Raw genomic sequence first — 13,902 nt, 5'->3', positions numbered from 1 at the left:
TTCCCGGGGCCTGGGTTCACCGGGCCTGGTGGGGGCCTTCCCGCCCTGGTGGAGGTTCAGCCCGCCTGGAGCACGGCGGCGGAGGCTTGCTGGGACGCGCTCGCGCCGGAGTCCAGCTCCTGCACGCGGGCGCCCTCGGCCTCGAAGGCCTCGCGCAGCCAGGGGTGGCAGGTGAAGGCAATCACCTGCTGCTGCGCGGAGAGCCGGGCGAACAGGCGGATGGCGCTACGCGCCCGCTCCGGGTCGAAGTTCACCAGCACGTCGTCCACGATGAGCGGCAGCGCGCCCCGTGTCTCACCGAAGTCGCGCACCACGGCGAGGCGGAAGGCCAGGTAGAGCTGCTCGCGCGTGCCCCGGGAGAGCGAGGCCGCGCTCCAGTCGTGCTCACCGTCGCTGACGCGCAGCTCGCGCTCCTCGCCGGTGGGGATGAAGACGCGGCGGTAGCGGCCTCCCGTGAGGGCGGAGAAGTGCTCGGAGGCGAGCTGCACCACGCGGGGCTGTTGCTCCTCCTCGAAGCGGCGGCGCGCTCGCGACAGCAGGGCCAGTGCCAGCCGGTCCGCCGCGTACCGCGTGGCCAGCTCCGCGGCGCGGGCCTTCAGCGCCTCCTCCTGGATGCGGAGCCGCGCCAGCTCGCCATCGTTCTCCCATTGTTCGAGCAGTTGCTGGAGGGCGCCCAGCTCGGTGAGCACGTCCTTCTGACGCTGCTGTGCCTCCGCCTGTCGTGCTCGCCGCGACTCCAGCGCGGAGCGCAGGCCCTCCTCGCCGCCTGTCTCGCGGAGGGCTCCTCTCGCCAGCGGCTCGGACATTCCCGTGCGCGCTTCGAGGCGCAGGGACAGCTCTCGCGCGCGGTGGATGAGCTCCGCGTACCGGCGCGCCTGTGCGGCCCGTCGGCGGAAGGACTCCTCGTCGGTGCCGCCGCCGTCGGCCAGCAGGGCCGTGATGGCTGTCTCCTCCTCGTGGCACAGCCCGTCCAGCCGAGCCTTCTCCGCCAGCAGCTCGCGCCGGCGCTCGTCCAGGGTCTGTCTCTCGGTCTTCTGCTTGCGCGCGGTTTCCAGCGCGGAGGCCACGCGCGCGGACACATCCTCCATGAAGCCCGGAGGCAGGTCCGCTGTGTTCGCGAAGCGTGCCGCGCCCGGCACGACTCGAACGGTTCCCGAGGACCGCATCGCCGTCCCGGAGTCCGCGGCGCTTCCAGGCGAGCCGGTCGTCCACTCCGTGTCCGAGGTCAGAATCGTATCGGCCGCTTCCTCCCACAGGCGGGTGAGCACCGGCTCGCAGTCCCGCTCATCCGCCGCCAGCGCCGCTTCCTCCGTCCCCACGTCCAGCAGCCGCTGCTTGAGCGCCGCGGCATCCCTCCACAGCGCCAGCGCGGCCGAGGCGGGAATCGTCAGCGGGAAGCTCCGCGAGGCGAGGTGCCCCGCCAGCTCTCCCGCGAGCGCTCCCTGGCGCCTCTGGGCTTCGCGCAGCGCCTCGTCCGCGAGCAGCTCCTCCCGCCGCGCGCGTCCCTGCTCCGCGCCCAGCTTCTCCCGCTCCCGCCGCAGCTCCTCCCTCCTCCCTGCCTGCTCCAGCGCCTCCGCCAGCGCGGCCTCCCTCGCCGCCATGTCCGCCGCCGTCACCACCGGAGCCATCCCGGCCTCGGCGGCCGAGGCCAGCAGCTCGCGGTGCAGCAACTCCTCCCGTGCCGCCAGTCCCGCCAGCGCCGAGCGCAGCCGCTCCTCCTCCTGCTGCCGTCCACGCTGGCGCGCGGCATGGGCCTCCAGCGTCGCGGCGCGCGCGGCCTCCACGCGTCGCCGCGCCATCTCCAGCACTCCCGTCAGCAGCAGCCCACCCGTGAGGCACAGCGCCGCCACCTCCGTCCCCGCCAGCAGCCACGCCACCACCGAGAGCACCACCACCACCGCCGCGACGGCCGGCACCCACCACACGGGCAGCACCACCTCCACGGGCGGCGGCTCCACCTGTGTGCGAGCCCCCTCGAACTGGCGCCGCAGCTCGGTGCGCTGCTCGCCCAGCCGCTCCAGCTCCGCGCGCACCCCGCGCAGCCGCCCCAGGCCCGCCTGCTGCTGGCGCACCTGCGCCGGCCGCGTCTCCGGCAGCCCCGCCAGCTCCGTCTCGACGCGAGCCACCTCGCCGTCCAGCCGCTCCCGCTCCAGGCGCGCCCGGCCTCGAACACTCGAGGCCTCCCGGCACGCCGACTCCGCCGCGCCGAGCCGCGTGGCCAGCTCCTCCAGCGCCGTGCGCACGCTCGCGCTCAGGTCCAGCGCCAGCAGCCCGGGCCCGTCCACCGGCAGCCCCAGCTCCTTCAGCTCGCGCTCCACCTGCCGGCGCTTCTCCACCGTCGCCGCGCGCCGGGCAGGAAGCGTCCGTATCAACCCCGAGCGCTCCTGGTACGCGGCCAGTGCCAGCCGCAGCGCCTCCTCCCGCCCCCGTACCCGCGAGGGCGCGGACAGCCGCTCCAGTCCCGATTCCACGTCCGCGAGCCGCTCCGCCAGCCTCGCCCCCTCCGCGCGGTAGCTCTTGCGCCGGTGCAGCGCATCCTCCAGCCGGGCCTCGCCGCCCTCGGGGAAGTGCTCCAGCGCGGGCAGTGACTCCAGCTCGGCGCGGGCCTCCGCCAGCGCGACGAGGTCGCCCAGCGCCGCTTCCAGCCGCGTCAGGCGCTCCACCTCACGGCCCACCACGAGCAGCTCCGCCTCCAGCACCCGCTGCTCCTCGCCCAGCGCGCCCAGCCGCTCCTTCTCCGCGAAGTACCGCGCCGGCCGGTCGCCCATCTCGCGCAGCCGGGACTGGACCTCCTCCAGGGCCTTCAGCGTCTCGTTGAGCAGGGGCTTCGTACCGTTCGGCTTGTAGAGCTCGTCCGCGCTCTTCTGCAGCCGCGCCACCACCTCCGGCAGCCTGCGCGCGCCTCGCATGCTCGCGGCCACGAGCGCCTCGGACGCGCCGCGCTGCTCGGTGAGCCGCTCGAAGCCGGCCAGCTCGTCCAGGCGGAAGGCGAAGACGTCGAAGAACAGCTCGCGGGACACGTGCCCCAGCGCGTCCTCCAGCCGCTCGGACGGAAGGAGCTGTCCATCCGGGCCCAGCACGCTCAGCTCACCCTTGGAGCGCCGCCCCGCCGCCACGCGCCGCACCAGCAGGGCCCCCGCCTCGGTGGTCAGCCGCAGCTCGCCGCCGAAGGGGCCGCCACCCTTCGGCTCGTACCGCTCCGGGTGTCCGTTCTTCTCGAAGCCGAACAGCATGCTGCGCAGGAAGGCCAGCAGCGTGCTCTTGCCCGCCTCGTTCGGTCCGTACAACAGGTGCAGCCCCGGGCCCAGCTCGCGCGTCACGCCGGAGAAGCGGCCGAAGCCCAGCACGCGCAGCGAGTCGATGCGCAGCCCCGGCTTCATGATGCCTCCTCCTCGTGCAGCGACTCCACGCCGTGCAGGCCCGCGCCCACCACCCACTCTGGCCGGGGCGCCTCCAGCACGTCCACGCCCAGCCGCTTCAGCCGTTGGCCCAGGCTGCCCAGCGTCTCCTGCTCCCAGAGCCGCGCCAGCTCCTCCGGGCTCTCCGCCAGGAAGCGCGCCTCCTCCAGCAGCGTGCGCGCGAAGCCGCCCCCGGCCCGCACCGCCTCCAAGTCCAGCTCCGGCCGGGTGCCGTCCCGCAGCGACTCCAACAGCACCGGCGGGTGGCTCCGGGCCAGCCGCTCGCGCAGGTCCGTCTCCACCTGTGCCAGCGCGCCGGGCCTGGCCAATTCCCGGTGCAGCGGGCCGCGGCCGGTGAGGGTGAGCCGCACCGCGTGGCCGTCCAGCTCCGCCGCGCACCGCGACTCCACCGCTTCCACCGCCATGGCCAGCAGCCCGTCCAGCGTGCCCACGCCGGACAGCGGCAGCTCCAGCCGGTGCCAGCGCACGGCGTCCACCGGGACGAAGCGCCGCCGCATGCCGCCGTCCTCCACCTCCACCAGCACGCAGCCGCGCTCGCCGGACTCGTTGGCGTGCCGGCCCTGCGGGTTGCCCGGGTACACCGCCACGCCGCCACCGGGCAGCGCATGTTCGGCCCGGGTGTGCACGTGGCCCAGCGCCCAGTAGTCCAGCCCGCGCGCGCCCAGGCCCGCCGCCGTGCAGGGCGCGTAGTTGGCGTGGCCCTCCGCGCCGCCCAGGTTGGCGTGCAGCAGCCCCACCGAGAAGCCGTCGCCGGTGCGGCGGAAGCGCGCGGACAAGTCCTCCCGCACCTCCACGTCCGGGTAGGAGATGCCCTGCACCCGGCACAGGCGCCGGCCCTCGCGCACCACCTCCGCCTCTTCCCAGTCCGGGCCGAACACCTTCACCGACGCGGGCAGGCCCAGCGTGCCGGTGTCGCCGCTCAGCGGGTCATGGTTGCCGTGGACGATGAAGGACTGCACGCCCGCCGAGTCCAGCCGGGCCAGTTCGCGCCGCAGCGCCAGGCGCGCGCGCACCGAGCGGTCCTTCACGTCGAACAAATCCCCCGCGAGCAGCAGGAAGGCCACGCGCTCTCGCAGGCACAGGTCGACGATGCGGGCGAGGGCACGGAAGGTGGACTCCTGGAAGCGGCCGGGCAGCGGCCCCTGTGCGGACACCCCCCGGAACGGCGTATCCAGGTGCAGGTCCGCTGCGTGGACGAACTTGAAGGGCATGGCGCGTCATCCACCGTACCCGAAGCCGTCCGCGCGCCCGATTTTCCAGCCCCCAACACCGATGGATGGACGACAGCGGCCCGCCCCCGGCTGCCTCCCGGAGTCGAATGGACGCCACACCGGGTGTAGCGGGGGTGACAGCACACCCCTCCTACCTGGCGGCGCCTGCCTCCTGCTCCTGGAAGTGGACCTGGACGTGTCCACTCGCGGGCACCGTCACGCGCTGGGGAAGGAAGGTGGGAAACCGGTGCACCAGGGGACTCTCGGGTTCCAGCCGCACCGTGTAGAGCCCCGGCTCCAGGCCGCGCAGGACGAGCCGGCCCTTGTGGGCGATGGCCGACGCACCGGGACCGTTCTCCGTATCGAACTCGACGCTCGCGGCGCGGGGGCGGCCCTGACGGTCCTTCACCGTCACCTCCACCCGGGCGCCCGGGTCCAGCCGCACCGTGACTTCCTCCTGCTCCGGCGCCAGGGTGAGTTGTTGCTCGCGGTACTCCGGAGCGCTCACGGTAAGCGTGAAGGCTTCCAGGTCCAGGGCGGGAATCTCGAAGGTGCCGTCCTCCGCCGTGCCGATGGGAAGCAGGGAGAGGGAACGCCCCTCCGGGCCGGTGGGGCGGGTATGGGGCAGGAGGCTGGCGTCCGAGACGGGCTCGGACGTCTCGGCGTCCACCACCCGGCCGCGGAGCTTGCGGCCCCGGCTCATCCGCACCACGCCCAGGTCCAGGTCCCCGTCACTTCCTTCACGGGACTCCCGCCGGAGCACCCGCGGGCTCAGGCCGTCCGCTTCGAAGACGAGCGGCTCGTCCCCCATGGCGTCGCGGGGCACGGCGAAGGCGCCGCCCGGGTCCTCCACCGGGAGGCGGTTCACCTGGAAGGAGGTGACGGGCGCGCCGCCGGGGTCCACGAGCCGGCCGACGATGTGGTCCTTTCGCGCGAGGACGAGGCGCACCTCCGCCGTGTCCGCGCCGATTCGGAGCAGGTGCCCTTCCGCCCGCGGGGTGCCTCCCGTCGAGCGCTCGGGAGCGAGGAGATGGCCGGGCTTCCACGCGCTGACGTCGTACTCGGCCTCCGTCAGGCCGCGCAGGGTGAAGCGGCCGTCCGGACCCGTCTCGACGCCCTTTGGTGGTCCATGCCGGCCGTGGCGGCCCTCCCGCTTCCAGACCGGCGCGTCCGCCTGGGGCGGCCGGACCCGGACGAAGGCGCCTTCCACGGGCTGGCCCGACCCGTCCACGACGACTCCGGACAGCATGCGCTCCGGCGCCATCCGTAGCTCCACATCGGTCCGGACACCCTCGGCCAGCTCCACCAGGAGGGAGGCCCGGAGGGTGAGCCCTGACGTCTCCCGCGACGCCAGCAGCAGGTAGCGGCCGGGCTTCACGCCCCGGAGGTGGAAGCGGCCCTTCGCGTCGGTGTGCGCGCCGCGCCGAAGCTCCAGGTCCTCCTCGCCCTCCGGGTCCTGCGGCTCCACGTAGAAGCCCTCCAGCGGCAGGCCGCGCGCATCCACCACCGTCCCCTCCACCGAGGCGCCCGGCCGCAGCGTGAGGTGGACGTCCCGCGAGGGAGCGCGGACCGGGAAGGACGCTTCGAGGAGGGGCGCGTAGAGGACGTCGATGCGGTAGTCCCCGGGCTCGGGGGCGTCCACGACGAAGCGGCCGTCTTCATCCGTCCAGGTGCCCTCCTGCGGCTCGTCGAGGTCCACCGAGTCGTAAGCGAGGGGGCGAACGAATTCGAGCTGGATGCCGGCGAGGGGACGGCCCTCGGCGTCGGTGACGCGTCCGGTGACGGAGACCGCGCGCTCGAGCGTGAGGTCCACCCGGCCCGAGCCCGGGCCGAGCTCCAGCTCCTCGGCCTGTGGCAGGTCGAGGTATCCGGGAGCCTCCGCCGTGAGGGCCCAGGTCCCGGGCTCCACGGGGCCCAGGCGGTAGTGCCCGTCCGCGCCGGTGACGGTCCGCAGCTTCGTGTCGTAGGTCCGTGGCGGGTACATGAGCACGCTGGCTCCCGCCACGGGCCGCCCCGAGTCGTCGGACACGGTGCCCTCGACGCAGGGGGCGCTGCCCAGCTCCAGCACCACCTCCGGCCAGGCGGTGCCCGCCGCCACCTGGGCGAGCGCGTAGCGCCCGTCGAGCGAGGCACTGAACGTGTGAGCGATTGCGGGGAGCACGACGCTGAAGCGGCCCTCCGCGTCCGCGGTGAGCCTGCGCGCGTCGTCTCCCGGGATGGCCTCGCCCGGCGCCATGAGCACCTCGGCGCCCGGCACCGGGGCTCCGTTGGAGAGCACGCGTCCGGAGAGCCGGCTCGGGCGGTGGAGCGTCACCCCCTCCGAATCAAACGGGGTGAGCGCCGGGAGCCAGCCGTCCTTCGCGGCGAAGACGAAGTAGCTGCCGCGCGGCAGGGGGCCGAAGCGGAAGGTGCCGTCCGTGCCGGTGGTCGTGTCGAAGAAGCGCGTGGGCTCGATGCTCAGCAGCGTCACGGAGGCGCCGGCCAGGGGGGCTCCCTCGCCCATGACGGTGCTGCTCAGCAGGAAGCCCTCGTCCAGCACCAGCTCCACGCCCTCGGAGCCGGCGGGAATGCCCGAGTGCGCCATCGCGCCGTGCTCGCCGAGCGCCCACAGCGCCTGGGGACCCGCGGGAAGCCCTTCGAGGACGAAGGTGCCGTCCGCGCCGGTGGTGGTCTCGGCCTGGATGGGGGCTTCGCCCTCACGCGCGCCGACGAGCTCCATGACGAGGTGGGACGCCTTGTTCATGCACATGGGGAGCTTCCGGTCCCGGATGCGCGGGTCCCTCGGGTCCTCGTAGTCCTCCTGCGAGCCTTCGGGGCAGGGCAGCTCGGACAGCGTCTGCCCGGGCTCGGGCGACGAGGCGGAGACGTACACCCCGGCCACGGGCGCGCCGCGGGAGTCCACCACGGTGCCACGGATGCTCAGGCCGGCGCCGGAACGCAGGGCGGCGGGGGCCGCGGAAGCGCGGGCCGTGGGCATGGCTCCCGAGGTACGGGCCGTCCTGGGAGTGGTGGGCGTTCCGGTCCCCCGGCCTCCTCGAAGCAGTCCCCACGCCAGGAGCGCGAGCACTCCCATGACAGCCAGCCCCGATATCCACCGACGCGTGCTCACGCTGCTTCCCGCCTTTGTTGCCCCGGACGCGACACGCTAGCAGGGGTGGGAGACAGGTGCGCGCGGCCATAGACTCCGCGCCCGCCATGCCCATCCCCAGCCAGCGTCACCTCTTCGAGTTGCCCGACGGCGTCACGTACCTCAACTGCGCGTACATGTCCCCGCAGCTCCGCTCCGTGCGCGCGGCGGGTGAGGCGGCGCTCGGGCTCAAGGCGCGGCCCTGGCGCGTGAAGCCGGAGGACTTCTTCACCGGCTCGGAGGCGCTGCGCGGGCTCTTCGCGCGGCTGGTGGGCGCGGACACGGACGGCGTGGCGCTGGTGCCGTCGGCGAGCTACGGCACGGCGGTGGCGGCGGCCAACCTGCGCGTGCGCGAGGGCCAGCGGATGGTGGTGCTGGCGGAGGAGTTTCCCTCCAACGTCTATCCCTGGCGCGAGCTGGCGCGGCGCGAGCGGGCCGAGGTCGTCACCGTGGCCCGCCCGGAGGACGGGGACTGGACGCGCGCGGTGCTGGCGGAGGTGGACGCGCGCTGCGCGGTGGTGGCCGTGCCGCACTGCCACTGGACGGACGGCTCCTACGTGGACCTGGTGCGCGTGGGCGCGCGGGCGCGAGAGGTGGGCGCGGCGCTGGTGGTGGACGGCACGCAGTCGGTGGGCGCGCTGCAGCTGGACGTGGGCACGGTGCGGCCGGACTTCCTGGTGGCCGCCGGGTACAAGTGGCTGATGGGGCCCTACAGCCTGGGCTACCTCTACGTGGCGCCCCAGCACCGCGAGGGCGTGCCGCTGGAGCAGAACTGGCTCCTCCGCCAGGGCAGCGAGGACTTCTCGCGGCTGGTGGACTACCGCGACGCGTACCAGCCCGGGGCCCGCCGCTTCGACGTGGGCGAGCGCAGCAACTTCCAGCTCGTGCCCATGGCCGCGGCCGCGCTGGAGCAACTGCTGGCGTGGGGCGTGGAGGACGTCCAGCGCACGCTTCGCGCGCTGACGGACCGGATTGCCCGGGGCGCCACCGGGTTGCACCTGGAGGTCACTCCCGAGGCACACCGCGTGGGGCACCTCATCGGCCTGCGGCGACGGGGCGGGTACGCGCCCACGGTGGCGCGGCGCCTGGCGGAACAGGACATCCACGTCAGTGTGCGCGGTGAAAACCTGCGCGTGTCGCCGCACCTCTACAACACGCCCGAGGACGTGGACCGGCTGCTCACCGCCCTGGCCCCGCTGCTGTAGACACGGCACGTGCGAGGACGCCGGGGCCCGGGAACCTCCCGGACCCTGGCGCCTCGGGCTTCACGTGGACCGGAGTGGATTACTGCTGGGGCTGCTCCGTGGTGCCCGCGCCGGGCTCCGTCTCGTCTTCGATGGCGCCCGTGCCACCCGTCTCATCCTGCTGCAGCACGCCGGAGCCGCCAGTGCCCGCGTCCGTGCCCATGCCGGCGCCGCCGGTGCCCGCGTCGGTGCCCATCATCTGGCCGGCGCCGCCCGTGCCCTGGGTTTCGGTGCCCTCGGTGCCCTCCATGCCCGCGCCGCCGGTGCCTTCCTCCTGCCCGCGGTTCTGGCATCCCGTCACCGTCATGGCCGCCGCGGCGGCCCCGAGCACCATCCAATGCTTGAGTGCCTTCATGCAGTCCACCTCCCGTGGAATGACTGGCCCAAGGCTGGGGGCGGTGCCGCCATGCGGCATCTGTACGGGATGCCTCCCAGCTTCCGCCCGTCCTGTCACCGGCCGGGCGTGCGAGCGCCGCCTTCCGGGAGAGGTGCGCCGCGCGCCTCAGCCCACGCGGCGCAGCACGAGCAGGCCGTACTCCAGCCCGCCGTCCATCAGCGCCTGCTGGAGCCGCAGGTGCTCGCGGCTGGACTCGCCGCGGCCAGCCACGGAGAGGGCGCGCGGCGGGTGCGGGCCGCTGGCGGCCGCCCGCTCGTGCGCCATCAGCTCCAGCGTGAGGGACCAGAAGCCCACCACGCGCGAGGACACGTCGTCGCGCACCTCCAGTTCCAGTCCCGCGTCGTGCGCGGCGGACAGGTATTCGTCGAGCGTGCCGATGCACGTGCGCCAGTACCGGTCGAAGGGCCCGGCCAGCTCCGGCCTCCCGAGGAAGCAGTCGGCGATGGCCAGCACGCCCCGGGGCTTGAGCAGCGCGCGCACGCGGCGGAACCAGTCGGTGCGCGGCAGGTAGCACGCGCTCTCCACCGCCACCACCGCGTCGAAGCAGGCGCGGCCCGGCACCGCCAGCGCGTCACACAGCAGCGGCCTCACCCGCGAGCCCACGCCCGCGGCCTCCGCGAAGCTCCGCGCCAGCTCCACGTGCGAGGGCACGTTCGTCACCGCCGTCACCCGCGCGTGGTGCTCCATGGCCCAGTAGAGCGCGCCGCCGCCCAGGCCGCAGCCCACGTCCAGCACGTCACCGCCGTCCGGGAAGCGGCCCACCGCGCGCGCCAGCTCCGCCAGCAGTGACTCCTGGGCGGCGTGCACCTGGGCGCGCACCTGCTCCTCCGGCCCGCCCGGCGGAGGCACCGCGTCCACCAGCCCGGAGTGGTAGTGCACGCGCGGCCCGGGGCCGTAGCGGCGGAGAATCCGCTCCGTCTTCTCCTCGTAGTACCCGGTCACCTCGTCGCGCCACGCCTCGGTCTTCGGGGCTTCGGCCCTCATGACTCCACCTCCGGGAGAATCGGTTCGATGCGGCGCAGCGCCGCGTCCAGGCACCGCAGGTCGTGCCGGCGCAGCGCCTGCACGGCGCCGCGGGCCCAGCCCACCACCACGTCGCGGTCCTCGGGCGGCATGCTGGTGAAGCGCACGTCGCGCGAGCGGATGTCCTCCACCACGTGCGCGGCCACCCCCAGCGCGCGGCCGGCCTCCGCGGCGCGTGGCTCCAGCACCGTGCCCGCCCACAGCACGCGCAGGTACGCCTCCCACTGCTGGCCGGCGATGCCCTCGGCGACCTGGCGGAACAGGGGGGCCGTCCACTGGCGGGCGCGCACCTCCAGCGCCTGCGGCCCGGCCGCGAGCGCCAGCGTGCGCGTGGCCTCCGACAGCACCGGCGCCGGCACCTGGGCGTCCTCGCCCGCCAGCGTGGCGAAGGCCAGGTTCTGCAGGAGGAACTGTACGAAGGGCCCCACCCGGAGGGGCTGCGCGTGGTAGGTGCAGTCGCCGTCGATGAGGTCGTCCGCGAGGTTGCCCGCGCAGAAGCTGAAGAAGAGTCCGGTGCCGCGCGTGAGCAGCACCCGCCGGGGCAGGCCGGCCTCCGCGCCCGCCTCGTAGAAGAGGGACAGCGGCCCGGGCTGGCCCGCCTCCAGCGTGGCGAGCACGTCCCGCTCGGACACCTCCGGCAGCTCCATGCGGCGGAGCACCCGCAGCGCTTCCTGGTAGAGGGCTCCGGCGCTCATGGGTACTCCCGGGGAAGGACCACGCGCAGCAGGGCGCCGCCGCCGGGCGCGTTCTGCCGGTGCAACATGCCGCCGCTGGCGCGCAGCAGGCACTCGCTGGTGTAGAGGCCCAGGCCGGTGCCCTGGGGCTTGGTGGTGTGCAGCTCCCGGGCGGGGCCGGCGAGGTGGTCCGCCGGGAAGCCCGGGCCGTCGTCGGAGATGACGACCTCCAGCCGGCCGCTGAGCGGCTCCACGCGCGCGCGGATGCGCACCTGCTCGGCGCCGTGCTCGCCGTCGCCCTCGCACGCGTTGAGCACCAGGTTCTCCACCACACGGCGCAGCGTGGGGGCGCCGCCGCGCATCAACACCCGGGGCGGCGGGTTGGGCTCCACCTCGACGTGGATGTCCACGTCGGGGAAGCGCAGGCCCACGCTGGCCTGCACCGACTCCAGCACCGGCGGCAGGTCCACGGGCTCCGGGTCCGTGCCGGCATGGCGCCGGCCCTTGGCGCGTATCTCCGTCACCATCTCCTTGATTTGCGCCAGGCTGTCGTGGAGCTTCTTCACCAGCTCCTCGTGGTCGGCGCGCGCGAGCGCGTGGCGCTGCACGCCCATGACGGTCAGCATGTCCGCCGCGCTGCTCGCGCTCAGCAGGGCGTTGTCGAGGTCATGGTGGTAGCCGAGGATTTCGCCCAGCGCCTGGGACATCCGGCCCACGTCCCGCTCCTGCTGCTCCAGGAGCTGCGCGTGCACGGCGGCGCGCAGGCGCTCCGCGTCCGCGCGGGCCTTGTCGTGCTGCACGGCGAAGGCACCCAGGTACAGCTCGGCGGTGAGCGCGGCGGGGCCGATGACGCCGAAGAGGGCCAGGTGCTCGTCGCTCTCGCGGAGCCGCAGGGCCCCGAACAGCGCCAGCGCGGTGCCCAGGGCGAGGAAGGGCTGACGCGGCGTCACCCGGTGCAGCCGGCCATGGAAGGCGGCGGTGAAGAGGAGGAGGGAGGCGACGACGGTGGCGCCCGGCAGCGCGGACAGCGCCATGAGGGCGGCGACGAAGAAGTGCACGGCCGCGACGCCGAAGGCCAGCCACAGCCAGCCCCACGGCTCGATTCGCTGGCGGCGCCGGTGGACGGCGGAGAAGAGCAGGCCACTGGCCAGCATGGGCGCGGCGCATAGAAGCCCGGTGCCGAAGGGAATGCCGAAGAAGAGGCGCGCGCCCGGTGCCCACGCGGCCATGGCCAGCAGGCCCACCACGAACACGGTGAGCACCAGCCACGCGCCCAGGCCGGACGCGGCCAGCACCTCGGCCGCGTCCTGCGAGCGAGTCCAGCGGCGGAACGACGACGTGACGGCGTTGCGCCGGCTCATACCGTGCCGGTGAGATAGAAGCCCGCTGCCTGGTTGAGGGCGTTGGCTTCCTGGGTGGCCTGCGCGGCGCGCCGGCCCAGCTCCTCGACGATGTCCGGGTTGCCGGCGCGCACGACGCGCACCTCCACCTCTCCGCCGGCGAGCACGTGGTGCAGCGCCTCCAGCACCGGCTGGATGGCCGGGTTGAGCACCAGCGCGCCCACCGTGCCCTCCACCACGCCCAGTTCCTGCGTGCGCAGGAGATAGGCCCCCAGCGAGCTGGCCAGGGTGACGTTGACGATGCGCGCTCCGTGAATGTCGTTGCCGCCGTCCATTGAGATATCCCCCCACGGAGCCGTCACGTGGCCCCTCTCGGGGTTGTACAAGGTTCTCCCGAGCCGAGTCGTCTCCCCGGGGGGGCGGGAGTGTTGTCCAGCGTCTTCCGCATACCCGGTGGGGCCGGGGAGTGACGGGCTGTGGACATGTGCGGGGGCCGCGCCGGGTTTTCCCGAGCAGGGAGAGGGAGATGGGGCGGGCGGTCGGGATGTGCGAAGGTGCGCGCAATGTCTCGAGTCCGGACGATGTTGAGCCCGGTGAGTGTCGCGGTGCTGACACTTCTGGTCGCGATGAGCTCCATCCAGGCGGGGGCGTCGGTGGCGAAGCGCCTGTTCCCGCTGGTCGGCGCGCAGGGGGCGACGGCGCTCCGGCTGTTCTTCGCGGCGCTGATGCTGCTGGCCTTCTGGCGCCCGTGGAGGCAGACGCTCACCCGCAAGGAGCTGCTCGCGGTGGCCGTCTACGGCGCGGCGCTCGGGGGGATGAACCTGACCTTCTACCTGGCGCTGGAGCGCATTCCGCTCGGCATCGCGGTGGCCATCGAGTTCACCGGCCCGCTCGCGGTGGCGCTCCTGTCGACGCGGCGGCCCATCGACTTCGTCTGGGCGTTCCTCGCCATGGCGGGAATCCTGCTGATTCTGCCGCTCTCGGAGACGTCGAAGGCGCTCGACTGGATGGGCGTCTTCTGGGCGCTGGTGGCGGGCACGTGCTGGGCGCTGTACATCCTTTTCGGCCAGCGGGCCGGCGCGTCCGTGCATGGAGGCACGGCCACGTCGCTGGGCATGGCCATGGCGGCGGTGCTCGTGTGTCCATTGGGAGTGGCCCATGCGGGGCGCGGGCTGCTGGACGTGTCGCTGCTGCCCATGGCGCTGGGCGTGGCCGTGATGTCGAGCGCGCTGCCGTATTCGCTGGAGATGATTGCCCTCAAGCGGCTTCCGGCGCGGACGTTCGGCATCCTGATGAGCCTGGAGCCGGCGCTGGCGGCGCTCTCGGGGCTGGTGTTCCTGCGCGAGCAGCTCACGCTCATTCAGTGGGCGGCCATCGGCTGCGTCATCCTCGCGTCCGCGGGCAGCGCCGCGACGTCGAAGCCGGGCGTGGCGGCGGCGCCGGAGGCGGTGTCCTGACGCAGTGAGG

Annotated in this window: 10 protein-coding genes; 2 read left to right on the top strand and 8 right to left on the bottom strand. The window is 74.0% G+C overall.

Translation table 11 applies throughout. The features are described 5' to 3' along the window. Window positions 1–56: 56 nt before the first annotated feature. The 3 genes from K8638_RS13400 to K8638_RS13390 form a co-directional block, all read right to left on the bottom strand. On the bottom strand, window positions 57–3,380 hold the full coding sequence (locus K8638_RS13400) for an AAA family ATPase (protein WP_223754892.1): 3,324 nt from the start codon (window positions 3,378–3,380) through the stop codon (window positions 57–59). After that, window positions 3,377–4,630 (bottom strand): DNA repair exonuclease, encoded by a 1,254-nt coding sequence (locus K8638_RS13395; protein ID WP_223754891.1) that lies wholly within the window; start codon window positions 4,628–4,630, stop codon window positions 3,377–3,379. Before K8638_RS13395 ends, K8638_RS13400 begins: the two co-directional genes overlap by 4 nt. A gap of 151 nt (window positions 4,631–4,781) precedes the next feature. Further along, complete coding sequence (locus tag K8638_RS13390; protein WP_223754890.1) at window positions 4,782–7,607, bottom strand: carboxypeptidase-like regulatory domain-containing protein; 2,826 nt, start codon at window positions 7,605–7,607, stop codon at window positions 4,782–4,784. A 218-nt stretch (window positions 7,608–7,825) separates the two neighbouring features. Here K8638_RS13390 and K8638_RS13385 point away from each other — a divergent pair, with 218 nt between their 5' ends. Then, on the top strand, window positions 7,826–8,962 hold the full coding sequence (locus tag K8638_RS13385; protein ID WP_223754889.1) for an aminotransferase class V-fold PLP-dependent enzyme: 1,137 nt from the start codon (window positions 7,826–7,828) through the stop codon (window positions 8,960–8,962). A gap of 79 nt (window positions 8,963–9,041) precedes the next feature. On the opposite strand, the gene K8638_RS13380 is transcribed toward K8638_RS13385, so the two are convergent. The 5 genes from K8638_RS13380 to K8638_RS13360 form a co-directional block, all read right to left on the bottom strand. Then, window positions 9,042–9,356 carry a hypothetical protein gene (locus K8638_RS13380; protein WP_223754888.1) on the bottom strand — a complete coding sequence of 105 codons (315 nt, stop codon included), beginning with the start codon at window positions 9,354–9,356 and terminating at the stop codon, window positions 9,042–9,044. A 147-nt stretch (window positions 9,357–9,503) separates the two neighbouring features. Continuing rightward, the gene (locus K8638_RS13375; RefSeq protein ID WP_223754887.1) at window positions 9,504–10,382 is read right to left on the bottom strand and encodes a methyltransferase domain-containing protein; all 879 of its coding nucleotides are present in this window, start codon (window positions 10,380–10,382) and stop codon (window positions 9,504–9,506) included. Continuing rightward, window positions 10,379–11,116 carry a hypothetical protein gene (locus K8638_RS13370; protein WP_223754886.1) on the bottom strand — a complete coding sequence of 246 codons (738 nt, stop codon included), beginning with the start codon at window positions 11,114–11,116 and terminating at the stop codon, window positions 10,379–10,381. The genes K8638_RS13375 and K8638_RS13370 overlap by 4 nt, the downstream gene beginning before the upstream one ends. Next, the gene (locus K8638_RS13365; protein ID WP_223754885.1) at window positions 11,113–12,456 is read right to left on the bottom strand and encodes an ATP-binding protein; all 1,344 of its coding nucleotides are present in this window, start codon (window positions 12,454–12,456) and stop codon (window positions 11,113–11,115) included. The genes K8638_RS13370 and K8638_RS13365 overlap by 4 nt, the downstream gene beginning before the upstream one ends. Further along, window positions 12,453–12,770, bottom strand: coding sequence for a hypothetical protein (locus K8638_RS13360; RefSeq protein WP_223754884.1), 318 nt, complete (start codon window positions 12,768–12,770; stop codon window positions 12,453–12,455). The genes K8638_RS13365 and K8638_RS13360 overlap by 4 nt, the downstream gene beginning before the upstream one ends. Window positions 12,771–12,998: 228 nt before the next feature. Between K8638_RS13360 and rhtA the strand changes: the two genes are divergently transcribed. After that, the gene (gene rhtA / locus K8638_RS13355; RefSeq protein ID WP_223754883.1) at window positions 12,999–13,892 is read left to right on the top strand and encodes a threonine/homoserine exporter RhtA; all 894 of its coding nucleotides are present in this window, start codon (window positions 12,999–13,001) and stop codon (window positions 13,890–13,892) included. Window positions 13,893–13,902 lie beyond the last annotated feature (10 nt).

It is taken from the genome of Myxococcus sp. RHSTA-1-4, from assembly GCF_020037125.1.
Classification (GTDB): domain Bacteria; phylum Myxococcota; class Myxococcia; order Myxococcales; family Myxococcaceae; genus Myxococcus.
The sequence above is the reverse complement of the archived record's forward strand: the minus strand, read 5'-3'. Positions and strand labels throughout refer to the sequence as shown.

Excerpts from the sequence above, each read along its gene's own strand:
- K8638_RS13400 (WP_223754892.1), bottom strand. The coding sequence starts at position 3,380 with ATGAAGCCGGGGCTGCGCATCGACTCGCTGCGCGTGCTGGGCTTCGGC.
- K8638_RS13395 (WP_223754891.1), bottom strand. The coding sequence starts at position 4,630 with ATGCCCTTCAAGTTCGTCCACGCAGCGGACCTGCACCTGGATACGCCG.
- K8638_RS13390 (WP_223754890.1), bottom strand. The coding sequence starts at position 7,607 with ATGCCCACGGCCCGCGCTTCCGCGGCCCCCGCCGCCCTGCGTTCCGGC.
- K8638_RS13385 (WP_223754889.1), top strand. The coding sequence starts at position 7,826 with ATGCCCATCCCCAGCCAGCGTCACCTCTTCGAGTTGCCCGACGGCGTC.
- K8638_RS13380 (WP_223754888.1), bottom strand. The coding sequence starts at position 9,356 with ATGAAGGCACTCAAGCATTGGATGGTGCTCGGGGCCGCCGCGGCGGCC.
- K8638_RS13375 (WP_223754887.1), bottom strand. The coding sequence starts at position 10,382 with ATGAGGGCCGAAGCCCCGAAGACCGAGGCGTGGCGCGACGAGGTGACC.
- K8638_RS13370 (WP_223754886.1), bottom strand. The coding sequence starts at position 11,116 with ATGAGCGCCGGAGCCCTCTACCAGGAAGCGCTGCGGGTGCTCCGCCGC.
- K8638_RS13365 (WP_223754885.1), bottom strand. The coding sequence starts at position 12,456 with ATGAGCCGGCGCAACGCCGTCACGTCGTCGTTCCGCCGCTGGACTCGC.
- K8638_RS13360 (WP_223754884.1), bottom strand. The coding sequence starts at position 12,770 with ATGGACGGCGGCAACGACATTCACGGAGCGCGCATCGTCAACGTCACC.
- rhtA (WP_223754883.1), top strand. The coding sequence starts at position 12,999 with ATGTCTCGAGTCCGGACGATGTTGAGCCCGGTGAGTGTCGCGGTGCTG.